General features: G+C 41.8%; 25 protein-coding genes. 2 read left to right on the top strand and 23 right to left on the bottom strand.

Annotated elements, in window-relative coordinates:
• Nucleotides 1-39 precede the first annotated feature (39 nt).
• The 23 genes from FAZ19_RS22185 to FAZ19_RS22070 all read right to left on the bottom strand — a co-directional run bounded on the left by FAZ19_RS22185 (nucleotide 40) and on the right by FAZ19_RS22070 (nucleotide 23822).
• Nucleotides 40-2568 (bottom strand): DUF5686 and carboxypeptidase-like regulatory domain-containing protein, encoded by a 2529-nt coding sequence (locus FAZ19_RS22185; RefSeq protein ID WP_229707672.1) that lies wholly within the window; start codon nucleotides 2566-2568, stop codon nucleotides 40-42.
• A gap of 383 nt (nucleotides 2569-2951) precedes the next feature.
• On the bottom strand, nucleotides 2952-4337 hold the full coding sequence (locus tag FAZ19_RS22180) for an NADH-quinone oxidoreductase subunit N (RefSeq protein WP_136822965.1): 1386 nt from the start codon (nucleotides 4335-4337) through the stop codon (nucleotides 2952-2954).
• Nucleotides 4338-4366: 29 nt separating this feature from the next.
• On the bottom strand, nucleotides 4367-5812 hold the full coding sequence (locus FAZ19_RS22175; RefSeq protein WP_136822964.1) for a complex I subunit 4 family protein: 1446 nt from the start codon (nucleotides 5810-5812) through the stop codon (nucleotides 4367-4369).
• A gap of 24 nt (nucleotides 5813-5836) precedes the next feature.
• On the bottom strand, nucleotides 5837-7756 hold the full coding sequence (gene nuoL / locus FAZ19_RS22170) for an NADH-quinone oxidoreductase subunit L (protein ID WP_136822963.1): 1920 nt from the start codon (nucleotides 7754-7756) through the stop codon (nucleotides 5837-5839).
• Nucleotides 7757-7778: 22 nt separating this feature from the next.
• Nucleotides 7779-8108 (bottom strand): NADH-quinone oxidoreductase subunit NuoK, encoded by a 330-nt coding sequence (nuoK, locus tag FAZ19_RS22165; RefSeq protein WP_136822962.1) that lies wholly within the window; start codon nucleotides 8106-8108, stop codon nucleotides 7779-7781.
• A complete protein-coding gene (locus tag FAZ19_RS22160) occupies nucleotides 8101-8604 on the bottom strand; it encodes an NADH-quinone oxidoreductase subunit J family protein (RefSeq protein WP_136822961.1) in 504 nt (167 codons plus the stop codon). Before FAZ19_RS22160 ends, nuoK begins: the two co-directional genes overlap by 8 nt.
• Before the next feature lies 1 nt (nucleotide 8605).
• Nucleotides 8606-9130 carry a NuoI/complex I 23 kDa subunit family protein gene (locus tag FAZ19_RS22155; RefSeq protein ID WP_136822960.1) on the bottom strand — a complete coding sequence of 175 codons (525 nt, stop codon included), beginning with the start codon at nucleotides 9128-9130 and terminating at the stop codon, nucleotides 8606-8608.
• A gap of 16 nt (nucleotides 9131-9146) precedes the next feature.
• Nucleotides 9147-10187 carry an NADH-quinone oxidoreductase subunit NuoH gene (nuoH, locus tag FAZ19_RS22150; RefSeq protein ID WP_136822959.1) on the bottom strand — a complete coding sequence of 347 codons (1041 nt, stop codon included), beginning with the start codon at nucleotides 10185-10187 and terminating at the stop codon, nucleotides 9147-9149.
• A 13-nt stretch (nucleotides 10188-10200) separates the two neighbouring features.
• Complete coding sequence (locus FAZ19_RS22145; RefSeq protein WP_136822958.1) at nucleotides 10201-11217, bottom strand: 2Fe-2S iron-sulfur cluster-binding protein; 1017 nt, start codon at nucleotides 11215-11217, stop codon at nucleotides 10201-10203.
• Between the two features lie 17 nt (nucleotides 11218-11234).
• Entirely contained in the window at nucleotides 11235-12590 is a 1356-nt protein-coding gene (gene nuoF, locus FAZ19_RS22140; RefSeq protein WP_136822957.1) for an NADH-quinone oxidoreductase subunit NuoF, read from the bottom strand.
• A 5-nt stretch (nucleotides 12591-12595) separates the two neighbouring features.
• Nucleotides 12596-13123: an NADH-quinone oxidoreductase subunit NuoE family protein gene (locus FAZ19_RS22135; RefSeq protein ID WP_136822956.1), complete on the bottom strand. Its 528-nt coding sequence runs from the start codon at nucleotides 13121-13123 to the stop codon at nucleotides 12596-12598.
• The gene (locus FAZ19_RS22130) at nucleotides 13116-14351 is read right to left on the bottom strand and encodes an NADH-quinone oxidoreductase subunit D (RefSeq protein ID WP_136822955.1); all 1236 of its coding nucleotides are present in this window, start codon (nucleotides 14349-14351) and stop codon (nucleotides 13116-13118) included. The genes FAZ19_RS22135 and FAZ19_RS22130 overlap by 8 nt, the downstream gene beginning before the upstream one ends.
• 24 nt (nucleotides 14352-14375) lie before the next feature.
• Entirely contained in the window at nucleotides 14376-14870 is a 495-nt protein-coding gene (locus FAZ19_RS22125) for an NADH-quinone oxidoreductase subunit C (protein WP_136822954.1), read from the bottom strand.
• A complete protein-coding gene (locus tag FAZ19_RS22120; protein ID WP_136822953.1) occupies nucleotides 14863-15417 on the bottom strand; it encodes an NADH-quinone oxidoreductase subunit B in 555 nt (184 codons plus the stop codon). Before FAZ19_RS22120 ends, FAZ19_RS22125 begins: the two co-directional genes overlap by 8 nt.
• Nucleotides 15418-15520: 103 nt before the next feature.
• Entirely contained in the window at nucleotides 15521-15901 is a 381-nt protein-coding gene (locus tag FAZ19_RS22115; protein WP_136822952.1) for an NADH-quinone oxidoreductase subunit A, read from the bottom strand.
• A 109-nt stretch (nucleotides 15902-16010) separates the two neighbouring features.
• Entirely contained in the window at nucleotides 16011-17741 is a 1731-nt protein-coding gene (locus tag FAZ19_RS22110) for a tetratricopeptide repeat protein (RefSeq protein WP_136822951.1), read from the bottom strand.
• A 26-nt stretch (nucleotides 17742-17767) separates the two neighbouring features.
• Nucleotides 17768-18691, bottom strand: a complete 924-nt coding sequence (locus tag FAZ19_RS22105) for a PstS family phosphate ABC transporter substrate-binding protein (protein WP_136822950.1) — start codon at nucleotides 18689-18691, stop codon at nucleotides 17768-17770.
• Nucleotides 18692-19119: 428 nt separating this feature from the next.
• Nucleotides 19120-19998 (bottom strand): energy transducer TonB, encoded by an 879-nt coding sequence (locus tag FAZ19_RS22095; protein WP_136822948.1) that lies wholly within the window; start codon nucleotides 19996-19998, stop codon nucleotides 19120-19122.
• Between the two features lie 30 nt (nucleotides 19999-20028).
• Nucleotides 20029-20586 carry an ExbD/TolR family protein gene (locus FAZ19_RS22090; protein WP_136822947.1) on the bottom strand — a complete coding sequence of 186 codons (558 nt, stop codon included), beginning with the start codon at nucleotides 20584-20586 and terminating at the stop codon, nucleotides 20029-20031.
• 12 nt (nucleotides 20587-20598) lie between these two features.
• On the bottom strand, nucleotides 20599-21255 hold the full coding sequence (locus FAZ19_RS22085; RefSeq protein WP_136822946.1) for an ExbD/TolR family protein: 657 nt from the start codon (nucleotides 21253-21255) through the stop codon (nucleotides 20599-20601).
• Between the two features lie 94 nt (nucleotides 21256-21349).
• Nucleotides 21350-22180 carry a MotA/TolQ/ExbB proton channel family protein gene (locus FAZ19_RS22080; protein WP_136822945.1) on the bottom strand — a complete coding sequence of 277 codons (831 nt, stop codon included), beginning with the start codon at nucleotides 22178-22180 and terminating at the stop codon, nucleotides 21350-21352.
• Nucleotides 22181-22582: 402 nt separating this feature from the next.
• Nucleotides 22583-22930 (bottom strand): translation initiation factor, encoded by a 348-nt coding sequence (locus FAZ19_RS22075; RefSeq protein WP_136822944.1) that lies wholly within the window; start codon nucleotides 22928-22930, stop codon nucleotides 22583-22585.
• Nucleotides 22931-22946: 16 nt separating this feature from the next.
• Entirely contained in the window at nucleotides 22947-23822 is an 876-nt protein-coding gene (locus tag FAZ19_RS22070) for a diacylglycerol/lipid kinase family protein (RefSeq protein ID WP_229707674.1), read from the bottom strand.
• A gap of 269 nt (nucleotides 23823-24091) precedes the next feature.
• Here FAZ19_RS22070 and metK point away from each other — a divergent pair, with 269 nt between their 5' ends.
• Nucleotides 24092-25345 carry a methionine adenosyltransferase gene (gene metK / locus FAZ19_RS22065; protein WP_136822942.1) on the top strand — a complete coding sequence of 418 codons (1254 nt, stop codon included), beginning with the start codon at nucleotides 24092-24094 and terminating at the stop codon, nucleotides 25343-25345.
• Nucleotides 25346-25482: 137 nt separating this feature from the next.
• A complete protein-coding gene (locus FAZ19_RS22060; protein ID WP_136822941.1) occupies nucleotides 25483-25905 on the top strand; it encodes a Dabb family protein in 423 nt (140 codons plus the stop codon).
• Nucleotides 25906-25914 lie beyond the last annotated feature (9 nt).

Genomic DNA, 25914 nt, shown 5'->3' with positions numbered 1-25914 from the left:
TTTAGCCAAAATGATGCCGAGATAAGCGTCGTCTTGTTTTTAGAAATCAAAATGGAGCGAAACGCGAAACCGTTCTTTATTTATGCTCGCGTGATCGAGGTAATTGAGTCTTTTTATATATTCGACTTTAACTATTTTAAGGATATTATCGATGCCGACATATCCTTCCCAATAGGGGTTCTTGCCCAGAACATGCGTCATGGCATTTCCTTCCTCGTCGTTATCAAAATAAACGCCTCCTACACCATCATAGGGGTTATTCGAAGTCGACAGATCTCCATAGAACATTTTTGCGCCAAATACTTCGCGCAGTTTTAACTTTTTGATCAGAGGAAGTTTATTAAAAATAAATCCCTGAAGCTGGTGATCGTAGGAAAACTTAATGAATTGGTCGGCGACGAATTCCATATTATTGGTCAGTTCGTAGGAGATGGTATGACGGTCTTTGATTTCCTGGACGTTAGGCATTTCTAGAAGAGGATATGGCAACTCGCCCCAGATCTTTCCGACGGAGAAGGTCATATCGCCAAAACCAAGCTGATTTAAGAACCATCTTTTGGATACAAAAAACCGTAAAGCGTCGTACGTGTAGGGAACGTCCCAGAACCCCTTCAGGCCTCTGTTGTATTGCAGGCTGAAAATTGGATATTTTTCGACCACAGTGGTTCTCCGTAGATTACGGTAATAAAATTTTTCGAACGGTGCCCATCGCAGTGTCAGCTGTACATCGTTGGTATGGATCTGATCTAAAAATTGGGTGGTATCTATTGCTAACGGAAAGCGCAAGTCGCCCAGCGGTACCCTTCGCTGATGGGTCAGGTTTGTAGAAAGACTAATATGATTCCCAAACTCGACCAGATGTCCTAATCGGTAGGCATCGGAGCCCAACCATTTTAACGGTCTATTCGTACGAAAGCCCTGGAAAAAGCTATCTCCCTTTAAAAAGCCAATCCCTCGCCCTGGATCAAATACATCATGTTGTACGATACCCTCGATGTAATGCGCCGGAAAAGTTGCGATGGATTTTCCATTTAAAGACACTGCCGTCCTTAAGAAATATTTCCAAGCGTCATCCCGTGTGCCATAGGCCAAATATCCCTCCAGATACATTTTGTCGGAAAATGCTTCTGTGGTCCGCCCTCCTAATCTAAATCGATTCCCCTCCAGATTGTTCTGGTGATAGGCGTATTCGAGCGGACCTAACTCTACTTTGCCCAACGAATAGTAGCTTTGTGAAAAGAGGTATCCTATGGAGAGTAAGGTTTTGAACGATTTCAAATTGTTAACACTGTCTACATTACTGTAGGTGCGCTGCTCGACAGGGTTGAGCGCAACAGGACGATCTTGGCCTACGATGGAATTGGCATCCAATTTGGTTTCAATGGGCGCTCCGGTAAATAATCCATCGGGAAGGGACATCCGTGAATTATAATCTTCATTGACACTCAAGCGTTCGCCAAATACGGCATCCGTCTTCCCCCTACCAAATAGGACACGTACCATTGCCGTATCCTGAAGCATAATGCCATCCCGATCTGGTGAATAGGCCAAGCGAATAGTAAACTCATTTACCCAGTTGACGTTGGTGTTGGCACCAACGGACATATTCGCTTGCTTCACGGCATACCTGCCATCCAAAGAGACCTGCAATTCGCCTCGCAATAATAGATCGGTGCTATTACGTGGTTCGAATGCTAAGCGTACATACGGCTCCTTGGCTGTGCGAACCGTATCAAGGATATAGTACTTATAGTAGATCTTTCCATTGTCGGCAATGGGGCTTAAAAAGAGTTTATTGAGGAAAAAGATACTTTCGTCGTAGATGTCTACCGGTTGGAAGAGGTAGTTCATATACGACTGCATATTGGGGTTATTGATGTAGCGTGTATCAAATTCTGTCTTTTCCTGCGCACGGATGATTTTCTTTTGCCGGGAAGGGTTCTGCTTGACGTAATTGTCTGAGATATTTTCTTCCATATAGAGGGTAAGAAGTTCTTTACCCGCGACGACAGACGTATCGACGTTTTGAAAGAAAAAGCTCAGGTTGCCCAGGCGATTTTTGGCACTGCTTGGCGGATCAACCAATCCGAATTTTATCTTTTCATACTGTTTAAAATAAAGACTATCCTTGCCCGAAAGTCTATTTTTCCCTTTGTTGCGGATTACTAGATCAATAAGTTCGACAGCAGGATTATTTCTGTTGGAATATTTTCTCTTTCGGAATACATCGACGACTTCAATTTCATTCTGATCGGGCTTGAGATAGAGTGTCAGCATGGTATCCTGCGGAAGTACCGCGGCTTCTAGCGAAGAATACCCGATTGCTTTGATGATGAGGATCAGGGAAGAAGAATCGGAGGTCACCGAAAACTGGCCTTTAGCATCGGTAGATGTACCTATATTGCCCCCTTTTATAAATATACTTGCGCCTGAAACTGGCTTGTGAGATGCTTCGTCTATTACCTGCCCCTTATGTGTAAATTGAGCCAATGTAGAGAGGATTGTGAAATTCACAATGGCTCCTATAAGAAACATACGTAATAGCAACAATTTTCCTTCTCTGCCCATAACAACCTTGGTCGGTTATAAAGATACAATTTGTAGAGAAAGTTCAAAATTTAATGCCTAAAAAACCTTCATGATTATTAGCGATACCTCCCGAAGTGCCATCATAACGATCACGTCAGCCCCAGCGAGACGAAGTGAAGTCGAACAGGCCTAGGGATTTCGCTTTTAAAAACATTCGTCACTGCGAGGAGCTACTACGAAGCAGTCTAAGCCCAATAAATGAGATTGCTTCGTCGTCGTACCTCCTTCTCGCAAGGACGAGAAACGGACAAAAAAGTTAAAAGCGAAATCCCTGCGAACAGGCCTAATTGTTACTCTAACTCTGACGACCTGTTATACGTGCCTAGCGGAAAACCAGACAAGTACTTTGGCAGTACCGTATTTTACAGGATGCCCAGGATACAATCCGGATACAATCCTATCAAAAGGGTAACTACTGTCGCGATGATAAGAACAATTTTGAAATTCAGCGGCATACTTACTTCTATGGCTCCCTCGTCTGCTGACTTGAAATACATATGGACGACCACACGCAAATAATAGAAAACACCTATGGCTGCATTGATGGCGGCAAGGACTAACAAGGTAATTTGATAATCCTGCATGACGGTATTAAACATCATAAACTTACCAATAAATCCGGCTGTTAGCGGAATACCTGCCAACGAAAGCATGGCTATGGTAATCGTAATGGCCAACAATGGATTTGTTTTCCCGAGTTCATTAAACGCAATAAATTGATCCGATCCGTGGGCTCTTTTTACCAATATTAAACCTCCAAACGCAATTACCGAAGCTAACGAATAGGCTATCGAATAGGTAAAGATACCAGAAGCAGAATCTGCGCCGATTGCTACAATGGCAAATAGCATATAGCCCGCATGTGCTATACTTGAATAGGCCAGCATACGCTTAAAGCTCGTCTGCATCAATGCACTGATATTCCCCATGAATAGGGTGATCACCACGATCGTGAGTAAAACAGGTGTCCAATAATCATGAAGCGGGACAAATACATAGCTGAATAGACGTAAGAAACCTGCAAAAGAGGCTACTTTCACGACTGTACTCATATAGCTTGTAATCAATATGGGTGCACCATCATATACATCGGGGGTCCAGAAATGAAACGGTGCTGCACCGATTTTAAAACATAATCCGACCAGCAGCAGTAATATACCGCCGTAGAAGAGTGGAGAGATCGTATGTGGATTGTCTATCACATATGCCTTGACACCTGTGATATCGAATGTACCGGTCGCCCCATACAACAAGGTAATACCGAATAATAAAAAGCCTGTGGAGAAGGCGCCCATCAGAAAGTATTTCAAAGCGGCTTCATTGGAGTTGAAATCAGACTTTCGTATACCCACGAGTATGTAGAGCGTAACCGACATCACCTCTATGCCGACAAAAAGCATCGCAAAATTATGGTAGGAGCTGACCAACAAAGCACCTGTCAATGAAAAGAGCATTAAGGTATAGTATTCGGCGACGTTGCTACTGATAGCTCTAAAATATTCTTTGGAAAGCAGTAAGATCAAGCCGGTAATGACAATGCATAGGATCGAAAACGACAGCGCAAGATTATCAAATACGACCATTCCATGGTATACAGGCGTGGCACCTTTATCCCACGCAGCTATCTCAAAACCGATCGCTACGACAAGCCCGACTAATGTTACGGGCAACAAGGCATTCTTGGCTTTATACAGCCCTAAATACAATACTAATATTCCTAATAAAGACAGCGTTATAATCGCACCCATAATTCTTTTCGTATATAATATTCGCTATATTAAAATTTTACCTCTTGCAATATCTGTAGGACGGAAGCTTCCGACAGCTGCAATAACCCGTTCGGAAATATCCCTAGATACACAATAAGGATTGATACAACCGTGAGTACCACGATCTCGTGACCTTTTATATCGACGATATCCCTGTGCTGATCAGCCAGCTCGCCCAACATGGTTTGTTGATACAATCGCAACATGTACACAGCACCCAATATCAAGGTGAATCCAGCAAAGACGGCAAACCATACGCCGTAGTCAAAAATCCCCTTGAGCAGTAAAAACTCTCCGACAAAGCCATTGGTTAACGGAAGTCCTACGGCGCCCATTAGTATGATCAGGAAAAAGATCGCCAGTTTTGGCATTTTACTGGCTAGCCCACCAAGGTCTTGCAATAACCGAGTCTGTGTCTTTCTCTCCATAATGTCAATTACAAAAAATAATCCGATGACACTGATCCCGTGGTTTACCATTTGCATGATCGCTCCTTGAAGCGCTTCTTGGTTCCATGCAAAAACGCCTGCACTGATCAATCCGACGTGTGCTATAGAGGAGTATGCGATAAGTCGTTTGGCATCTTGTTGCTTGATGGCAATGATCGAAGCGTATACAATACCGATTACACATAAAATCAATACGAGCTGACCATAAGCAGCTACACCAAGCGGCGCAATCGGAATCAACCAACGGATCAATCCATATACACCCATCTTTAGCATGATACCAGCCAATAGCATAGTGCCTGCAGCGGGTGCATGGGTATAGGTGTCGGGTTGCCAGGTATGAAACGGAAAGATGGGGATTTTAATAGCGAAAGCTAAGAAAAAGGCCCAAAATATCCATCTTTGGGTAGGATCGGATAATGCTAATGTGGAGAAGGAACTCCATTCAAAGTCTTTGTTGGGGGTTTGATGGTATAGATAGATTATTGCTACCAACATGAATATACTTCCCAAAAAAGTATATACAAAAAACTTAAGATTGACTTTTATGCGATCGCCATCTCCCCATAAGGCACATATAAAGTAAATAGGAATCAAGGCTATTTCCCATCCGACATAAAAGGTAAAGGCATCCAAAGCAGTAAATACCAATATTAACCCGGCTTGCATAAAAGCTACCAAGGCATAGAAATTTCCTTTTAAGGATCTACCAAAGGTCGAAAGTACGATTAGCGGAATCAATCCATTTGTCAACAATACGAGCGGCAAACTGATACCGTCGATTCCGATATGAAAATGAATACCTAAACTCTTTATCCACGGAAAAGATTGTTCGAACTGAAGCGCCGCATCAGGGACAAATTGGCACAGGAACGGTACGGTCAATAGGAACTGCAATAATGATAAACCTAACGCCACCCATTTTGAAATCGTCGAGGACTTCATGAAGGCTAAAATCAGTGCGCTTATTATGGGGAATATCAGTAGTATAAAAAGGTTATCCATTGATTACTTCAATTATTTTTTAAACTATAGGTTTAACAATCCGTACAACATGATAGCGATCACGCCGACTACCATCATGAAAATATAAAATCCGACATGGCCACTCTGTAACTGCCGAATACCTCTACCCGAAACAATAAAGAAATTTGCTATACCGTTGACCAGACCGTCAATTGCTTCACGATCGACGATCTTATAGAAGAACTTAGACAACGCATCCAGCGGTCGTACAATTATCGCATCATAGATTTCATCAATATAAAATTTGCGATATGATAAGTTGTATAATGCGTTCTGTTGTTGTCCGTCTTCTTGCGGAATCTCTTCCCGTTTAACATATTTTGAATAGGCCACGAAAGCCATAACAAGCGCTGCTACCGATGAAATTCCCATTAGGATATATTCGGTTGTATGATCCAGATGGAAAGGTTGCGCGACGGCTTGGCTATCTGCGAATACCGGTGTCAAGAAATTGGATAGCCAATGGCTCCCGTGCAATGCTTCGGGAACATTGAGCAAACCGCCCCCTACCGCTAACAGTGCCAAAATAATCAACGGAACAGTCATCTGCCAAGGCGACTCGTGCAGGTGATGGCGCTGTTCTTCTGTACCTCTGAATTTACCAAAGAAGGTTAAATAGAGTAACCTAAACATATAGAAGGCTGTACAGAGTGCCGCGAGCAATCCTACTCCCCAGAATAAGGGGTTGTGGGCAAATGCATAGGCTAATATTTCGTCTTTCGAAAAGAATCCGGACAACGGGGGTATACCGGCGATGGCTATTGTACCGATCAGCATAGTACCGTAGGTGACGGGAAGCGCCTTTTTTAGTCCACCCATCTTGCGCATATCCTGCTCATTGCCCATCGCATGAATGACAGAACCTGCGCCTAAGAATAATAAGGCCTTGAAGAATGCGTGTGTCAATACATGAAAAAAAGCTCCTGTAAAAGCACCTACGCCTAATCCTAAAAACATATACCCCAGTTGGGAAACTGTGGAATAAGCTAATACTTTTTTAATATCGTTTTGTGTTACGGCAACCAATGCGGCCAATAGCGCAGTACAGACTCCGATAATGGCAATTACCTGCATCGTAACGGGAGACAGGGTAAACATAATGTTGGATCGCGCGATCATATATATACCTGCTGTAACCATCGTAGCGGCATGGATCAAAGCGGAAACGGGAGTCGGTCCTGCCATGGCATCCGGTAGCCAGGTAAATAACGGAATCTGTGCAGATTTTCCGGTAGCAGCGACAAATAACAACAGCGTAATCACCAATAAAGTCGAATCACCAGATGACATTTGAGCGGCTTGTCCTAACACCGTGCTGAATTCTAACGAGCCGAATGTGGCGATGATAAAGAATACGGCAATAAGGAACCCTAGATCGCCTATTCTATTCATTACGAAAGCTTTCTTTGCAGCGGAAGCGTAACTTGAGTTTTTATACCAAAAACCTATGAGCAGGTAAGAACACAGTCCTACCCCTTCCCATCCAATAAACATGACCAGGTAATTGGATCCAAGCACGAGAAGCAGCATAAAAAAAACGAATAGATTCAGGTAGGCAAAAAACTTCCCAAACCCGGCATCGTGCGCCATATAGCTAATGGAATACAGGTGTATCAGGAATCCGATCCCTGTGACGATGAGCAGCATAATAGCGCTTAGCGGATCGACAAGGAAGGAAAGGGAAAAATTAAGCGAGCCCACGCTAATCCAGTCGAATAGATGATAGGTGAATACGCCTGTTTCTCCTGCCTGACGGGCTGCATTTACTTCTCCAAATAACACGCAACTGATCACGAAGGAAACAAAGATTGCGCCACTACCAATTATCCCGATCAACGGCTTAGGTAGTAGGTTCCGCCCTAGTCCGTTTATTATAAATCCTATTAAAGCGCTTAATGGTACTAACCAAACTAATTCTATCATATTATACGGGTGTGCTTAATTATTACCAACGTAGTTTACTTAATGATTCTATATCCACTGATTTCGTATTACGGTACACCATAATGACGATTGCCAGACCTACTGCAACTTCAGCAGCTGCGAGTGCCATGACGAAGAAAACGAACACCTGACCGCTTGCATCGCCTCGATAAGCTGAGAACGCAGCCAACAGTAAGTTGACGGAATTTAGCATCAACTCGACACACATCATAATGATAATGACATTCCGACGAATCAGTACGCCAATTACACCGATGGAAAATATGACGCTACAAAAAATCAAATAATGATTTAATGGTATTCCTTGTATGGTTTGAATGACACTATCCATTAGATTCTTTTGTTTCTTTTTTAGCTAATAAAACGGCTCCAATCATTGCAGTAAGGAGTAACAGGGAGGACAACTCGAATGGCAGTAAAAACTCATCAAACAAAACCTTGCCCAGGTTCTCGACCAACCCCACATCTGTATTGCCGGTGACGTAATCGTTGTTGATTTCAAGCACACGAAACGCGCCCAAAAGTGTTGCCAATAAACTCATGCCTGCTATGGCTCCCATAATTTTGACCAAATTGGACTTCATGGGCTCGCTTTCCTTATTGAGGTTCAAGAGCATGAGCACAAAAAGGAAAAGTACCATGATAGCACCCATATATACGATGAAATTTACAACGGCCAAGAACTGCGCGTTTAACAGAATATAATGCACCGTAAACGTAAAAAATGTAATAACGAGATAGAGTACACTATGCACTGGATTCTTTGCAAAGATCGTCATCAAGGCAAAAAATATAGACAAAAATGCGACAAAGTAGAATATGGACATCTTATAATGATTTTTGCTGTGTTAACTGTATCAAATCTATTTTGGGCTCTACCAGCTTGTCCTTACCATAGATAAAGTCCTTACGTAGATAATCTGCCGTAACATGGGGACCATCTAAGTAAATAGCTTCCTTCGGGCAGGCTTCTTCACACAATCCGCAAAAAATACAGCGCAACATATTAATTTCATAAACAGAAGCATATTTCTCCTCTCGGTAGAGGTGCTCTTCGTCTTTTTGACGTTCTGCTGCCGTCATTGTAATCGCCTCTGCCGGGCATGATAGCGCACATAGGCCACATGCTGTACAGCGTTCCCTTCCTTCTTCATCTCGTTTAAGGGAATGTTGACCACGGAAATTTTTCGAATAGGGCCGGATTTGCTCCGGATATTTTATCGTAGGAATCTTCCTAAAGAAATGCTTCAAGGTAATACTAAGCCCTTTCGCGATGGCAGGTAAATATATACGCTCCCAAAAGTTCATTGGCTTTTGCTCTAATACTTTTTTTCTGTTTGATAACGACTGCATCTTGCTCCCTTCTTAACTAGTTAAAATAAGTATCCTTTACAATAGTAATTATTCCTGTCAATACAATATTGGCTATGGCCAGCGGAATCAGCATTTTCCAACCTAATTTCATCAACTGGTCATAACGAAAACGCGGTAATGTCCAGCGGATCCACATGAAAAAGAAGATAAAAGCGAATATTTTGGCGAAAAATACCAACACGCCTATAATGGTGATCCAGTTTTCTGACAGCCCCATTTCATACATGAATGGGAAATTATATCCTCCAAAATATAAGGCAGCCATCAGCGCGGATGAAACAAACATATTGATATATTCAGAGAACATATAAAGACCTAATTTCATGGACGAGTATTCGGTATGGTACCCCCCGATCAATTCCGTTTCACATTCTGGCAGGTCAAAAGGAACCCGATTACATTCTGCGAATGCGCAGGTCATAAAAATAAGAAATCCTAGTGGTTGTACCCAGATGTTCCAATTTACAAAACCAGACTGTTGGGATACAATATCGCCAATAGATAAAGATCCTGTTACCATCAACAAGGCTATGAGGGACAATCCCATTCCGATTTCATAACTGATACTTTGGGAGGCTGCACGAATAGCCCCCATCAACGAGAACTTATTATTCGATGCCCAACCGCCAATCATTACACCGTAGACACCTAATGCGATTACACCAAATATGTACAATACACCTACATTGATGTCGGCTACCTGTAAGGTTACCACGCGATCGCCAATCGTGAGATTTTGTCCCCATGGTATCACAGCAGAACTAATACAGGCGGTGATAATAGCAAGTGTCGGACCAATGATAAACAACGGTTTATGGGCACCTGCCGGAATAATTTCTTCTTTGAAAAAGAACTTCCCTCCATCACAAAGTGGCTGCAACAGGCCGAACAAGCCAGCACGATCGGGTCCATAACGATCTTGCATGAATCCTGCGATCTTACGCTCGGCCAGGGTGGAATACATCGCTATTACCAATGAAATGGTAAAAATGATGACAACCAGTATTAATTTTTCTAAAATAAAAGCTCCTTCCATTTCGCGTCTGTGCTTATTTTAATTTTTCAGTTCTTGCTAATTGTTCCTCATTTGCTTCTTGCAATGATGGATTTTCCTGGATAACCGCAGGTGGATTAAAGTTGTAATAGTGATTTGAATTGATAACCGACTCTTTATCTACCTTAGTGGGCTCCTCCAATATCCACTGGTTAGTCTGTTTGGTATCAAAGCGGCAGGTATTACAGATGAAATCTTCCACTTCGCCAAATTCGTCTTTTCGCCCTGTTACCCGAAGTACATCTGCGCCCTTGTACCATAAGGTGACCTTACCTGAACAGCTTGGGCAGTCTCGGTGTGCATCGACGGGCTTGGTAAACCAAACCCGATTTTTGAATCGAAATGTTTTATCCGTAAGCGCACCTACAGGGCACACGTCGATCACATTTCCGATAAAATCGTTATCTAATGCTTCCTCGATGTAGGTTGATATTTCGGAATGATCACCTCTATGTAAGATGCCATGTTCCCGCTTATTAGTCAATTGATTGGCGACATACACACAACGATAACATAAAATACACCTATTCATGTGCAATTGTATCTTATCTCCAATGTCGATACGTTCGAAGGTGCGGCGTCCGAACTCATAGCGTGTTTGCTCGGCACCATGCTCATAGCCCAGATCCTGCAACTTGCATTCGCCGGCCTGATCGCATACAGGACAATCTAACGGATGGTTGATCAATAAAAACTCCACAACACCTTTGCGCGCATCGACCACTTCGGGCGACGTAATATTTTGCACTTCCATGCCGTCCATCACTGTCGTACGACAGGAGGCTACTAATTTAGGCATTGGCCTAGGGTCTTTCTCAGAACCTTTGGATACTTTTACAAGACAGGTACGGCATTTCCCTCCTGAGCCTTCCAACTTGGAATAATAACACATCGCAGGAGGAACGATATCCCCACCAATCTGACGTGCGGCATTTAGAATAGAAGTACCCGGAGCTACATTCACCGGAATACCATCAATCGTTACTGTAAATTTTACTTCTTCTTCAGCCATCGTATCTGCTATTAATATTATTGTACTATGGGTGTAACCGGATCTGCATAATGTGCTAATCCATAATTCCTACTGAGTGCTTCCTGGGGCTGGGTAATATGCCATTCGAATTCATCTCTGAAGTGACGAATAGCTGCTGCAACCGGCCAGGCAGCGGCATCTCCCAACGGACAGATGGTATTGCCCTCGATACGGCGCTGCACATCCCACAACAAATCAATATCTTCTATGTTACCTCTTCCTGTTTCAATCTTATGCAAGATCTTTTCCATCCAACCTGTTCCTTCCCTGCAGGGTGAACACTGCCCACAGCTTTCGTGATGATAAAAGCGGGCAAAATTCCACGTATTGCGAACGATACATTGATCTTCATCAAAAACAATAAATCCGCCAGATCCCATTGAACTACCTGTTGCAAAACCGCCGTCGGCCAATGATTCGTACGTCATCAGTCGTGCGTTTCCATTGATAGTCTTTGAAATCAAATTTGCCGGTAAGATCGGGACCGATGACCCGCCAGGTACCAAAGCTTTCAGCTTTTTACCATTAGCAATCCCACCACAGTATTCGTCGGAATAGATAAATTCCTCTACAGGAAGTCCTAAGTCTATTTCATATACGCCAGGTCGTACAATATTACCACTAGCGGATATTAATTTTGTACCGGTACTTCTTTCAATGCCAATCTTGGCGTATTCTTCGCCTCCGTCGTTGATGATCGGAACAGTAGCAGCAATGGATTCCACGTTGTTTACCACTGTTGGGCAACCATAGAGTCCCGCAATCGCCGGGAAAGGTGGCTTGATGCGTGGATTGCCACGTTTACCTTCTAGAGACTCCAACAGAGCTGTTTCTTCACCACAGATATAGGCTCCTCCTCCAGGCTGAACATAAATCTCCAGATCATATCCTGTCCCTAAAATATTTTTCCCTAGAAATCCGGCGGCTTTCGCCTCCGCAATTGCGCGCTCTACAATGCGTATCTGCGGCATCATTTCACCTCGTATATATATATATGATGTGTTGGCTCCCAGGGCAAAACTCGACACAATCATACCTTCGATCAAAAGATGCGGTATATGCGTCATTAAATAACGATCTTTGAATGTACCGGGCTCGGACTCGTCGCCGTTGCACACCAAATAACGTGGCACACCTTCCGGCTTGGCCAAGAATCCCCATTTCATCCCTGTCGGGAAACCTGCCCCACCGCGTCCACGTAACCCGGATTTTTTCACTTCTTCTACGACATCCTCGGATGACATGGTTTTCAACGCTTTCTCTACCGCACGATACCCTCCCTGTTGTCGGTATACGTCAAAGGTATTGATGCCTGGAACGTCTATATGTTCTAATAATAACTTACGACCCATAATGATTACGCTTCCGTTTGTGCTTTATTTTTCAAAGTTTCAATCAATTGAGCGACACTTTGTTCTGTTAAGTTTTCGTAAAAAGTGTAGTCTGGTCCAATTTGTAATACCGGGCCATAACCACATGCGGCAAGGCATTCGACTCCGCGCCAGGAAAATAAACCATCCGATGTGACTTCACCCTCTTTTATGCCAAGGGTATTTTCTATATGTTGCATAATGCGCTCTGCACCGACCAAACAACATGGTCCGGTACGGCATATTTCTAAATTATACTTTCCCTGCGGGCGCAAAAAATACATCGTATAGAAGGTCGCCACTTCGTACACCTCGATCGGTTCGATGTGAAGGAACTGGGCAACTTTATCCATGGCGTCTGTACTTAACCAACCGTATTCCGCCTGCACCAAATGTAAGACCGGTAAAAGCGCAGATTTCTGTTTGCCTTCTGGGTACCGACTTGCGACTTCTGCAAACTTGTTCAATAGTTCAGTAGAAAACTCTACGGGGTGATTTTCTTTTACACTAAGCATCTAATTCTCCTGCAATAACATTTAAACTACTCATGTTAATAATAGCGTCGGAAATCAACATTCCGCTACTCATAGGTGCAAACATTTGGTAATTGATAAAGGATGGTCTCCTGAAATGAAGGCGATACGGTGTGCGACCGCCGTCATGAATTAAGTAGAAACCCAACTCGCCATTACCTCCTTCTACGGCGTGATACACTTCGGATTGCGGTGTTTCCCACTCCCCCATCACGATTTTGAAATGATAGATCAGCGCCTCCATATTGGTGTACACTTGCTCCTTTGGGGGTAGGTAAAACTCTGGGACATCGGCATGAAAAACGCCCGAAGGCTCTTTGGAAATTTTTTCCAACGCCTGTCGTATAATACGCATCGACTGCCACATTTCTTCGTTACGAACCAAAAACCGGTCGTATACATCGCCATTTGTACCCACCGGCACCTCAAAATCAAACTCTTCGTACGAACAATAAGGGGAAACGACACGAACATCGTAATCTACGCCTGTTGCGCGAAGAATAGGCCCTGACCAACTGTAGCTCAATGCTTCCTCCGGGGTAACTGCCGCTACGCCGGAAGTACGCTCTATGAATATTCTATTGCGTACAAACAATTCCTCAAACTCTGTTAAGACTGCCGGGAATCGCGTGATAAATTCTTCTATTTTTGAAAATGCGATTTCGTTAAAATCGCGTTCAAATCCACCTATACGTCCAATATTTGTTGTCAGGCGTGCACCGCAGATCTCTTCAAAAATTTCATAGATAAACTCACGCTCTTGCATCACATATAAAAATCCGGAAAAAGCGCCGGTATCTACACCTAGAATACCGTTACAAATAATATGATCGGCAATACGCGCTAGCTCCATAACGATTACACGCATGTACTGAACGCGCTTTGGAATTTCAATGCGTAGCAACTTCTCTACCGTCATATGCCATCCCATATTGTTAATAGGAGATGAACAGTAATTCAGACGATCGGTTAATGGCGTAATCTGATAAAACGGACGATGCTCGGCAATTTTTTCGAATGCTCGGTGAATATAGCCAATCGTCGAAACTCCGCTCACTATGCGCTCACCATCAATCTGAAGGACATTCTGAAAGACACCGTGAGTCGCCGGATGGGTGGGGCCCAAATTAAGGGTGATTAACTCATCTTGCGGATCATTATCAACAAAAACGCTCTTATTACTTGTTATTTCGGTGATAGGTAAACTCATCTGTACTCTTAAATTAACTTGGATCTAACGTCCAAAATAAAAATCTTTCTTATCTACCCGATTCGGATCTTCTAACGGATATTCCTTCCGCATGGGGAAAACACCTAGGTCGTCCATATTTAAAATACGTCGCAAATCCGGGTGTCCTTCGAAAATAATTCCAAAGAAATCATATGTTTCCCGCTCCATCCAATTGGCGCCATGCCAAACTACCGTAGCTGTTGGAATAACTGGATTTTGTCCATCAATATACACTTTAATGCGTAAACGTATATTTTGATAGAGATTGTGCACATGGTAAACAACTGCAAAGGATTTTTCCTGATTTGGATAATGTACTGCCGTAATATCCGTCAAGTAGCTAAACTGGAGTAGATCGTCCGATTTAACAAACTGTAATACGTCAATAATGCTTTCGACGGAGGTCTCTACCGTTAAAAGATCGTGTGGTTCTAGGGGATTTTGAATCTGGTCTCCAAATTTATCCTTTAGCCGATTTAAAACACTTTGATTATCCATTGTGCGTAACAATTCCGTATTTCTCTAATAATGCTTGATACTCGGGGGTATTTCTCCGATTAAGCGATTCGCTTTTTACAATATCTTGAAGTCGTAGTACCCCATCTAGAATTGCTTCGGGTCGAGGCGGACACCCCGGTACATATACATCTACCGGAATAATTTCGTCTATACCCTGTAATACCGAGTAGGTATCAAAAATACCTCCGCTGGAAGCACAGGCTCCGACGGCAATCACCCAACGAGGTTCTGCCATTTGAATATACACCTGCTTTAAAACCGGCGCCATTTTCTTGGCAATAGTGCCCATTACGAGCAACATATCTGCCTGCCTCGGGGAAAAACTAGGTCGCTCTGCTCCGAAGCGAGCCAAATCATATGTGGAACCCATGGTAGCCATAAATTCAATCCCACAACAGGAGGTTGCAAAAGGTAAAGGCCATAGTGAATTAGCCCTTGCCAGACCTACAGCTTTATCCAATGATGTTGCAAAAAATCCTGCCCCCTCTACTCCCGGAGGAGTTTCTCCTAACTTTACGTTACTCATGCTGTTATTGTTATTCGGTTTACTTCACTATGCTGATCGAATCAGCCACAAAATAGTAATTTTCAGCTTTCTAAAAAAAAGCTAATCTTTATTTATAACGATTCTAATCCCAATCTAGTGCCTTTTTCTTAATGACATAGATGAACCCCGCCAAGAGCATTCCCATGAAAATAAACATCTCGATAAGACCTTCTACTCCGAACTCCCTGAAATTAACGGCCCAAGGGTACATAAATATAACCTCGACATCGAATACCACAAACAGCAAGGCGACCAAAAAATACTTAATAGAAAAAGGTTGACGGGCATTTCCAATGACTTTAATCCCCGATTCAAACGAATCCAGTTTACTCTCTGTACGAACTTTAGGACCGAGTAAGTGTGTGCTTACAATAGCAAACACACCAAATCCCACAGCAACCGCCAGCTGTATAAGAATAGGAACGTAATCGACTGGAAGGCTTGCTCCCTGTAGGTTTTCCATAGTTTTCTAATTGTTGTTGTCTTAACAAAGATAGGGATTTTTGCCAATAAAAAAAGGGACTGAAACAGCCCCTTCTTATGATATTTATCATTAACTACCCAAATAGGGATTAACTTTCTAAATACTCAATATATGCATTTGCAAACTCATCTGCTGGAGATAACTTCACCGTATTCTGGAATGACTCCATTGCGGCATCATATTGCTCCTGTGTAATTTGGTAATATCCAATGTAGTTGTGTGCATCTACTAAATAAGACTTCTCCACATCCGTAATGGCTGTACCAGCAGCTTCTTTGTCTTTAAGGACTTGAATCAGCTGCGTAAATGCTGGAACAAATAAACCCTGACATTGGTCCGCTTCCTCTGGATTAACATTATCCAATGAAATATTTACATAACCTGTTAAATATAATGCACGTGCTAAATATTCGTCGTTAACTTTTTGATCGTTCGATTTGATAATAACGTCGAACGCTTTCAGTGCAGCATCGAATTCCTTCGCAGGATCTTCTCCTTTTTCTTTCTTCTTTACACCAGCACGGAAATTTGAATCCCCTAAGAAGAAATTTGCCTCGTAGAAATAATCGGTGCCTTTTTGGCTTGCCGGAATATTAAAAATACCAGATGCAACTTCGTATTTCCCTTGTCCATACGCAATCATACCTGCAGATCCGATCTCCGGCATCATCTCTGCATTCTTGGCTAAAGCAGTTTTCAGATTTGCCAATCCTTTTTCTACATTTCCAGTTTCAATATACGAAAGGCCTGAAAACAGATAATCATAATCAATTAACCGACTTGTATCCGATTCTGCGAATAGCTTATCAAAGTAACCCACTGCTTTTTGATAATCCTCATCCTGATTAACGGCGATATATCCTAAATAACGATACACTTTAGCATCGATACCCGGCGCATTTTCCAATTGCTGTGCCACTGTTTTCAATTCTGCGTATTCCTGACCAAACACCAAAAAGTCTGCGTAACGTACACGCGCATCGATCGAGTTGTCGCCCGTTACTTCTAAGTACTTCTTATAATTGGTAACCGCTTTAGCAATCTCCGTTTCGTAGGTTGCCTTTTGCTCATCTGTTTCATTAGGAAGACGCTTGGCAAATTGCAATTGTGTTTCCGCAAGCTCCCGATAAATAGGACCAAATGTAGGGTATTCTGCCGCTAATGCAGTTAATTGCTCTAAAGCTACATCATAAGCCTGTGCACGACGTGTAATAACTGCTTGAGCTACCTTTGCCTTAATTAAGTTTGGGTCTATATTTAACGCATCACGATAGTTAACATAAGCTTGACTACTCTCATTCAACCCAACGTAAGCGTCCCCCAGGGCAACCGGAATCAAGGGATCTTTCTGATTTTTCGATTTTGCCTGCGTCAAATACTCAATTGCTTTGGTATAATCCGGTTTTGGCGCATCAATATAAGCCCTACCTACAAAATATAGTGGTAGATAATCCTTCTTTTTTAAATCAGCAGTTCCTGCCGTAAATTTTTGTTCCGCAGCGGCGACATTTCCTTTTTCTAGATCTACAATCCCTAGTCCTATATTGTTCAATTGCTCTTTTGGACTATTGGTTAAACCCTCTTGAAAAACGATCGCAGCTGAATCCACCTTATCATTGATTAGATGAACCTGGCCCAGGTAAAAGTAATTCTCGCCATCTTTGGCTTTCTTTTGCACAAGATTCTGCAAAATACCTTTAGCTTTATCGTATTGCTCTGCCTCCATTGCCGCTTGAGCATCTTTTAAACTTTGCGCACTTGCAGTACCTACTACTGCCCCCGCCATTAAAAGACTCAAAAATAATTTGCTTTTTGTCATAACTTTATTTGTGTTCTTTATTGTTTCTAATTTATTCTATCTCTTATTATAATCTCTCGACCAGGCATCGTGGCGGGAAGCAATCCCGACTTTAACACGATCCGTTGCCCTCTATCTCCTGTCAAGAAGGCCGAAAAACCCACTCCTAATCCAAAGTTAGGTTGGTAGTTTAATACAAAAATTGCTCTTTTCAGCGGATATTCGTCCGTCGATAAAGTCGCCTGAGAGGGTTTCACATACCGATGCTTTCCCCCCTCATCATTTAAAACGCTTAATATACGAATTTTATCTATTTCCTTAAAAGAACTTTTTAAATATAGATACTGATTAAAACTAATCGCTCCTATTTTATCCACATTATCTGCAACCTCTTGCAATACCTCTTCGGACGATGTAAGTGCTTCCACATTGTTGCTCGCTATTTTTTCGATGGCACCTAAGTGTTTAAAATAACGCAACACGCTCGAGTTTACATTATCAAAGACTAGCTTCGTATTTTTGGCTTTATCTCCTTTTAATAAGGCCATAACGTCTACAACGGTAAAACTAGTATCTATGCTCGCATTATTTGTTACCAAAACTATGCCATCATATGCAATCGGATAAATGAATGGTTTAATAGAACGTTGCTCAAAAGATTTACTTTCTTCGGGTGTCAGCTTGCGCGTTAGCACAGCAAAGTTTGTCTCACCCTTTATCAGGGCATTGATTGCACGCACTTCAGCTGCCGGATGAGGAACGATGGTTGCATTATAATATGAACTCTCAAAAACATCCTTATTTTCTAGAAACAACGGTAATATCGTTTCATCAACTCCCACCTGCAAGCTTCCTTTTAGTACATCTTCGCTATCTTCTTTTGCTTGACTCTCTTGATTAGCGCTATTACCGCAACCAGCCAAGCTAAAAGAAAGAAACATAACTGCATAAGTCCAATTAACTACCTTCATCTAAAATTCTTTATATTGATGTGTCTATATTTTCTATCAGCTTCCATAAACCGAACGGTTTAACTTAATGGCTGAAGAGCTGTAAATATAGTTCCCATTATACTAGTAGGATTCGCAAACTTGAAAAAAGATTAATCCTATATCCTTCCTTTTTTCACTCCAAGCGCTGCTATGGAAGTTCCTAACGGGTGAAGTTATTTTGAAATAACCGAATAAAGCGCATAAAAGAATATACGATAAGCAATATACCAAACATATTCTTATATCGTGCGTCTATTTCTAAGGGAAACTTATCCCAAAATATAATCAATAGGCCTAACGTGAAATACACTAAAAACATGAAAAGGCCTAAAATAGACAGAAATCGCTGTGTCGGCGATTTCTGTCTAAACTTTGTATTACTATTCATTATTGAATTTTCACGCTAATTACATATTGGTTAAATCCAATCGAATTGGCAAGGTATAAGCAACGCGTACCGGACGTCCGTTTTGAATACCAGGACTCCATTTTTTTGCCTTTTTCAATAGATTAATAGCCGCTTGTCCAGTGCCGTATGATAAATCGCGAACAACTTTAATATCGGTCAATTCACCCGTTTTTTCCACGACGAAAGAAACCTGTATGGTGCCTTTTACTCCGGCATCAATTGCTCCCGAAGGATAGGCATAGTTATCACCGATCCATTTACGGAAGGCCGCTAAACCGCCTGGTGGCTCTGGTTGTACTTCTACGGCCGTGAAAATCTCGTCGCCCGTGCCTGTTCCACCTTCAACACCTTTGGTACTACCTGTAGCTGCACCAGCAACATCTTTCGTACCCCATTTACCTTCTGTCGTAACGGCGCCACCTTTCATCCCTTTCATTGCTGTGGGACCGATAAGCTTTTTCTTATCTGTCGCTTCCTCTACAGTAGCTACTTCTGTTTCAACAGCTTTTTCTTTTGGTACGGGTTTGATCTCGGGTAATGCCACGACATCTAACGCTGGCTTAGATTCTGCAATCTTAGGTGCCTCCTCTTCAACAGGTGGTTCCTCCTCTGGAGGTAACTCCTCAACAAGATCTTCCAATGTTACTTCTTCGGTAAAAGCGATTTCCTCCTGGGGAGCCTCGCTTTTCGGGAATAGCTTGATATCGAAAACCTGGGTAGCGCTAAACACAGCAACCACACCTGCCACGATCGCTAAAGCAATGTTAGTCGCCTTAGGGCCTAGCTTACGAAGCTCATATGCTCCGTAGGCCTTGTTTCTTCCTTCGAAAACAACATCGAGCCACTCGCTTTTGAATATATTTAATTTTTCAAACATAACTTTTTGATTTTATGTTGGATCCTGCAACTAATCGTTGTAGATTCCTTCTTCTTCCAATAGCGCGATCTCTTCCGCCATGATACGATTTGAAATCATGTAACGCTTAATGTCAGCGATCTTCATTTCGTCTAGCGCATCAATAATATTGCGTGTTACGGATTGTTCGCTCGGCCGAATAACGACGATTACGTCCTTTCCTCCTGCTTTTTTCGGAACTTCTGCCTTCATACGCGCTAACACCGCACGAATACCGTCTTTACTGTAATCGATCACAGCTGGTGGATAAATTGGACTTGTTATTGAGCCATTGTACCATACAATTTTATCATCCGAGCCCAATACTAGGGTCACACTACGGTGCTCATCCACGTTTACATCGGTATTTCTATCGGTTTCAACGTTTTTATCAGGCATCGCAACATCCATTGCTTGCGGCTTGTTCAATGAAGTCGTCAACATGAAGAATGTGATCAATAAGAACGCCAAGTCTACCATCGCGGTTAAATCGACCTTACCTCCGTTTTTCTTGGACCTTACTTTCCCACCCTTTTTACCGCCGCCGGAATCTTGATTTAATTCTGCCATATCTCTTTAATATTAATCAGCTTTAAGTCCGGTTACAAAACTGAACTTGTTCTGTTTTTGATTACGTAACGTTTCAATAATTAAGTTCAAGCTAGGGAACTTCTCATCAGCATCTGCTTTGATCGCTACCGTCATCAGCTCGATATCATCTGGATCTTTGCTATCTACTATAGCTCTATCTTTCAGGATCTTTGCCGAGGCGATACGTGCTTGCTTTACCCAATGAAACAACTCATTTGTCGGGTTTGATGTTGAGTCCACAGGAACACCGCTTTGAAGCTCCACCGTCCTCGCTCCTGATTCCAAAGCCAACAACTGTTTCATGTTTTTCATAGGAACACCAAAATCCTCACTAAGCTTAAATTGCTCGTACTCTTCGGCCGTGAAGTTGATCTTGTAAATACTGGACATATTTTTCAACGTCTCTTCGCGTACATTGGGATCACTCATACTGAAGAACACTTTCCCTTCATCACCAACGGTGATGACACTTAAATTACCATCAGGTAATTTCGCTTGAGAATAAGATGGAGCCGTATCAACAACTAATGTCTCAGGCGTCCTAGCTGTAGCTGTAAGAACGAAGAACGTAAGTAGCAAGAAAGACACGTCACACATCGCAGTCATATCGATCGCAGTACTGGATCTTTTTACTTTTGCTTTACCCATTTCTTTAGTTTTATTTAATTAACAACTCTGTCTTTATTTAATGATGCTATTGATTTTCATTTTCCATAAAAAAAATGAAAATACTTAAGATAGCCTATTTGTGGTTCGCAGCGTACGTCTGTACGATTGAGAAGCCAGCTTCATCAATAGAGTAAGTTAATTTGTCAATTTTTGCAGTCAGGATGTTGTACATTACAATCGCAAAAGTTGAAGTTGCGATACCTGTAGCTGTGTTGATCAAGGCCTCAGAGATACCATTTGCTAATTTCGCTGAATCTGGAGCTCCACCAGTTGCCAATGCCGAGAAGGCTTTGATCATACCCGTTACTGTACCTAATAGACCCGTCAATGTACCGATAGATACTAACGTAGCGATAACATTTAAGTTTTTCTCTAACATAGGCATCTCTAATGCAGTCGTCTCTTCAATTTCCTTTTGAATTGCTAAAGCTGATTTTTCTGCGTCTAAACCTGGGTTTGCTTCTACATCTTTGTATTTCAACAAACCTGCTTTGATTACGTTAGCAACAGAACCTTTTTGTTTGTCACATTCAGCAACCGCAGCGTCGATGTTTTGAGTTTTCAAAAATCCCTGGATTTTTCTTACAAAGTTTCCTACATTTCCTGTACCTGAAGCTTTTCCGATTACGATAAAGCGCTCAATAGAGAAAACCCATACCATCAAGAATAATCCAATAAGGATCGGAACGACAACTCCGGCGTGATAAACCATACCAAGGTAGTTACCTGGTTTCGGTTGGTTTTCTGGGTTGTCATCTATAAAGTTTGAAGCATCACCCATCACAAATTTCCATACAAGATAACCAAGTATAAAACAGATGATAATTGATAAGCTTGCAAATACATTACTTGAGTTGCCACTTTCTTGTTTTGCTGGGCCAGTAGTTTTTGGTGCGTTTGCCATTTTACTAATTTTTAGATTTTTACTGTTGTTTAATTATTATGTTTAATTCAATTTATAAGCACGAATACACGTTATTTTAACGTTCATCAAAACAAATATACTATTTTGTTACAAAAGTTAAATTTTATTTGCATTTAAATTATATTCCTTTTAATTCCGAGGCTTGAGATGATCATCAGCAGCAATCATATCTCAAATTCTATATCCTTAACGGCGCCTTCAGGTGAATATTTTACAATAAAAACCATTTTTTTTATGATATGCAAATTATTAAATTGTTAAATACAAAAAATAAGTAAGTGTTCACTCATTGAAAAGTATTCTTTTATCTAACGTTATCGCCAAAAATATATTATATAAAACATTAGTTATAACATATTTATCTAAAGCTGAAATCGTTTGTTATCCAATGCTTTTCGCTTTAAAGCCCATCTGAAGAAGCATGTCAAATATTTTTTGTTTAAAATCGCCTTGTATCAAAATCTCCCCATCCTTCGCACTTCCGCCTACTCCACACTTCTGCTTTAACGTCTTAGCTAAATCTGCTAAATCCTCTTCCTTACCCACAAAACCATCCACTATGGTGACAATTTTACCTTTTCGGGCTTTCTTATCTAACAATACGCGCAATCGTTGTTTTTCATTAGGTAATGTATCCTGATCCTGAATTTCTTCTGTATTTCTATAATCAAAATCATCAGCAGTTGAGTACACAACACCCTCGTAGCGCTGCTTTTTTTGCTTTGCCATATCTAGTTAATCTAATTTAACAAATAATTTTTAATGAGCTGGGTTTGACACTAATATTTAATGTTTTACCCATTTGAATAGGTTCACCATCTACATGTACAGGCCCTTCGCTAGCCCGTGCGATTTGAATATCCTTTCCGGGAATGATTTCTACATATTCGGACTGGTCGGCCGTTTTGCTAAATAGATGATAGATCATCATCGGTAATATGTACATCGGAAATTTGTGCACAATACACACATCCAACAAACCGTCGTTCACGGAGGCATTAGGCGCTATGTAGGCATTATTACCATATTGAGGAGAGTTGGCTACACTGATCATAAAGGCCTCTCTCTCGTATACTTTGTTATCGATCGTAAGTGTGTACCTACAGGGTTTATAATCACTCAACACATTCACGATAGACCGCATATATCCTATCGGCCCTCGGGTTGAATCATTTGCAAAATGATCGCTTACCGATGCATCAAAACCGAGTCCCGCGATATTAAAAAAAGGTCTATCATTCACCATGCCGCTATCTACCTCCACCACATCAAATCGATTGATACGACGGATTGCAGAGGTTTCATTTAAGGGAATACCTAAATAGAGGGCTAAACCATTTCCGGAACCTTCGGGGATAATCCCCAATGGCACATTGGTTCCGACTAAGGCAGATCCAAGTTCATTTATCGTACCATCGCCCCCGACTGCTATAACCGCATCAAAATTTTCAGCTACGGCTGTTTTCCCCAACTCGAACGCATGGTTAGGTCTTGTCGTTTGTTGGAAAGTCGGATTAAACTTTTGCAGATCAAGCACTTCCAGAACCTGCTTATTAAAAGATGTTTTCTTTTTACCTCCCGAAATTGGATTTATGACGAATAATATTTTTTTTCGATCCATTATTTAACACTGTTCTGTCGTAAAGATAAGCAATGGATCCGATTTAGGTATATCAAAAAAGGGTAATAAATAGAAATTAAGTTTTTATAATACCGAAAGAGTTGTAGCTTTGCATCGACAAAAATGTGGACTGATTTGCATTTACATCGAGATGTAAATGGGAGATTGCAACCACAGAAAAAAAGTGCTAAAACCTTTCAAAACTAAAAGTTTTTCCACTTCTTATTCTTAGAAGCATCTTCGGCAAATCATAATTTCAAAGATTTAATATGGCGTACTTATTTACTTCCGAATCCGTTTCGGAGGGGCATCCTGATAAAATTGCAGATCAAATCTCCGATGCCTTAATCGATAATTTCCTGGCATGGGATGAAGACGCGCGCGTCGCGATAGAGACTTTAGTAACGACGGGACAGGTTGTATTGGCGGGTGAAGTAAAGTCAAAAATTTACCTGGATGTACAAAAGATAACACGCTCGGTGATCGAACGTATCGGATACACCAAGTCGGAGTATATGTTTGAGGCAAATTCGTGTGGGGTACTTTCGGCAATACATGAACAGTCGGCTGATATCAATCAAGGTGTGGACCGTGTTACAAAACAAGAGCAAGGGGCTGGTGACCAGGGAATTATGTTTGGGTATGCCAATAACGAAACAGAAAATTTGATGCCCTTGGCATTAGATTTATCACATCGCCTTTTGTACGAATTAGCTGCACTGCGCCGGGAAAACAAGGAAATAACTTATTTACGTCCCGATGCCAAATCGCAAGTGACCCTGGAATACAGCGACGATCACAAACCCACACGTATCGACACCATTGTTATATCTACACAGCATGATGACTTTGCGTCGGAAAAAGAAATGCAGGAAAAGATTAAAGCTGATATTATAGCGATCCTACTTCCTCGTGTAAAAGCGCAGCTAAAACCTGAGTTACATGCGCTGTTTAGTGATGACATCAAATTCCACATTAACCCAACCGGTAAATTTGTCATTGGAGGCCCTCATGGCGACGCTGGTCTGACCGGACGCAAAATCATCGTTGATACTTACGGGGGAAAAGGAGCTCACGGTGGCGGTGCCTTCTCTGGAAAGGATCCTTCAAAGGTAGACCGATCGGCCGCGTACGCCACAAGACATATTGCAAAAAATCTCGTAGCCGCAGGAATTGCCGATGAACTGTTGGTGCAAATTTCTTATGCTATTGGCGTAAAAGATCCGATGGGCATCTATGTGAACACCTACGGCACAAGCAAAATAAATTTATCTGATGGTGAGATCGCGAAAAAGATTTCAGAAATATTTGATATGACGCCCTACGGGATTGAAACACGTTTGGGATTACGCAATCCTATTTATTCGGAAACTGCGGCATACGGGCATATGGGACGTACGCCAAAACGGGTTACCAAAACGTTTGAGAACTCCAATGGGGAAGTCAAAACTATTGAAGTAGACCTCTTTACGTGGGAACGACTCGATTATGTTGACCGAATAAAAGAAGCGTTTAACATTTAACACGCACACTACCTGACGACAAGAGCTGTCAAAAAGCTGTTATAGCCTTTTTTGACAGCTCTTGTTAATTTCCACTATCTTTTCGAAGCAAACGTTTATTTTATTTATATTAGTTGCTGAATCCTAAACAAGTGGCCATGAAAAGAAGAAACTTTATAAATACCTCTACCGCGGGCATAGCAGCTCTTACGCTAAGTGGCGTAACCGCAAAACCAAAAACATTCTCGAAAAAAATTCAGGAACAAGCTTCTGGAACGATTGTACACACGGTGTTTTTTTGGTTGAAAGAAGGCTTGACTGAAGAGGAGATCCAAAATTTCACTGAATTTTTTGAAGAACTCCGAGAAGTACCCACGGTGCAAAGCCTCCACTATGGAAAACCAGCTCCCACTACCGCGCGCGAAGTAGTCGATAATTCATTTTCTTATAATCTGATCGTGACATTCGCGAATATGGAGGACATCAATGTCTATGAAACACATCCTTTTCACCTTAAAGCAATTGAGAAATACAGTCACCTATGGACAAAAGTAAAAGTGTCGGACACCATACTCATGTAGTTTCTAATG

This window comes from Sphingobacterium alkalisoli, assembly GCF_005049105.1.
Taxonomy (GTDB): Bacteria; Bacteroidota; Bacteroidia; order Sphingobacteriales; family Sphingobacteriaceae; genus Sphingobacterium; species Sphingobacterium alkalisoli.
Note: the sequence above shows the minus strand (reverse complement) of the source record. Positions and strands in the feature narration are given on the sequence as shown.

What these genes read in the sequence shown, in the direction of transcription:
- FAZ19_RS22185 (WP_229707672.1), bottom strand. Translation starts at nt 2,568, where the DNA reads ATGGGCAGAGAAGGAAAATTGTTGCTATTACGTATGTTTCTTATAGGA.
- FAZ19_RS22180 (WP_136822965.1), bottom strand. Translation starts at nt 4,337, where the DNA reads ATGGGTGCGATTATAACGCTGTCTTTATTAGGAATATTAGTATTGTAT.
- FAZ19_RS22175 (WP_136822964.1), bottom strand. Translation starts at nt 5,812, where the DNA reads ATGGATAACCTTTTTATACTACTGATATTCCCCATAATAAGCGCACTG.
- nuoL (WP_136822963.1), bottom strand. Translation starts at nt 7,756, where the DNA reads ATGATAGAATTAGTTTGGTTAGTACCATTAAGCGCTTTAATAGGATTT.
- nuoK (WP_136822962.1), bottom strand. Translation starts at nt 8,108, where the DNA reads ATGGATAGTGTCATTCAAACCATACAAGGAATACCATTAAATCATTAT.
- FAZ19_RS22160 (WP_136822961.1), bottom strand. Translation starts at nt 8,604, where the DNA reads ATGTCCATATTCTACTTTGTCGCATTTTTGTCTATATTTTTTGCCTTG.
- FAZ19_RS22155 (WP_136822960.1), bottom strand. Translation starts at nt 9,130, where the DNA reads ATGCAGTCGTTATCAAACAGAAAAAAAGTATTAGAGCAAAAGCCAATG.
- nuoH (WP_136822959.1), bottom strand. Translation starts at nt 10,187, where the DNA reads ATGGAAGGAGCTTTTATTTTAGAAAAATTAATACTGGTTGTCATCATT.
- FAZ19_RS22145 (WP_136822958.1), bottom strand. Translation starts at nt 11,217, where the DNA reads ATGGCTGAAGAAGAAGTAAAATTTACAGTAACGATTGATGGTATTCCG.
- nuoF (WP_136822957.1), bottom strand. Translation starts at nt 12,590, where the DNA reads ATGGGTCGTAAGTTATTATTAGAACATATAGACGTTCCAGGCATCAAT.
- FAZ19_RS22135 (WP_136822956.1), bottom strand. Translation starts at nt 13,123, where the DNA reads ATGCTTAGTGTAAAAGAAAATCACCCCGTAGAGTTTTCTACTGAACTA.
- FAZ19_RS22130 (WP_136822955.1), bottom strand. Translation starts at nt 14,351, where the DNA reads ATGAGTTTACCTATCACCGAAATAACAAGTAATAAGAGCGTTTTTGTT.
- FAZ19_RS22125 (WP_136822954.1), bottom strand. Translation starts at nt 14,870, where the DNA reads ATGGATAATCAAAGTGTTTTAAATCGGCTAAAGGATAAATTTGGAGAC.
- FAZ19_RS22120 (WP_136822953.1), bottom strand. Translation starts at nt 15,417, where the DNA reads ATGAGTAACGTAAAGTTAGGAGAAACTCCTCCGGGAGTAGAGGGGGCA.
- FAZ19_RS22115 (WP_136822952.1), bottom strand. Translation starts at nt 15,901, where the DNA reads ATGGAAAACCTACAGGGAGCAAGCCTTCCAGTCGATTACGTTCCTATT.
- FAZ19_RS22110 (WP_136822951.1), bottom strand. Translation starts at nt 17,741, where the DNA reads ATGACAAAAAGCAAATTATTTTTGAGTCTTTTAATGGCGGGGGCAGTA.
- FAZ19_RS22105 (WP_136822950.1), bottom strand. Translation starts at nt 18,691, where the DNA reads ATGAAGGTAGTTAATTGGACTTATGCAGTTATGTTTCTTTCTTTTAGC.
- FAZ19_RS22095 (WP_136822948.1), bottom strand. Translation starts at nt 19,998, where the DNA reads ATGTTTGAAAAATTAAATATATTCAAAAGCGAGTGGCTCGATGTTGTT.
- FAZ19_RS22090 (WP_136822947.1), bottom strand. Translation starts at nt 20,586, where the DNA reads ATGGCAGAATTAAATCAAGATTCCGGCGGCGGTAAAAAGGGTGGGAAA.
- FAZ19_RS22085 (WP_136822946.1), bottom strand. Translation starts at nt 21,255, where the DNA reads ATGGGTAAAGCAAAAGTAAAAAGATCCAGTACTGCGATCGATATGACT.
- FAZ19_RS22080 (WP_136822945.1), bottom strand. Translation starts at nt 22,180, where the DNA reads ATGGCAAACGCACCAAAAACTACTGGCCCAGCAAAACAAGAAAGTGGC.
- FAZ19_RS22075 (WP_136822944.1), bottom strand. Translation starts at nt 22,930, where the DNA reads ATGGCAAAGCAAAAAAAGCAGCGCTACGAGGGTGTTGTGTACTCAACT.
- FAZ19_RS22070 (WP_229707674.1), bottom strand. Translation starts at nt 23,822, where the DNA reads ATGGATCGAAAAAAAATATTATTCGTCATAAATCCAATTTCGGGAGGT.
- metK (WP_136822942.1), top strand. Translation starts at nt 24,092, where the DNA reads ATGGCGTACTTATTTACTTCCGAATCCGTTTCGGAGGGGCATCCTGAT.
- FAZ19_RS22060 (WP_136822941.1), top strand. Translation starts at nt 25,483, where the DNA reads ATGAAAAGAAGAAACTTTATAAATACCTCTACCGCGGGCATAGCAGCT.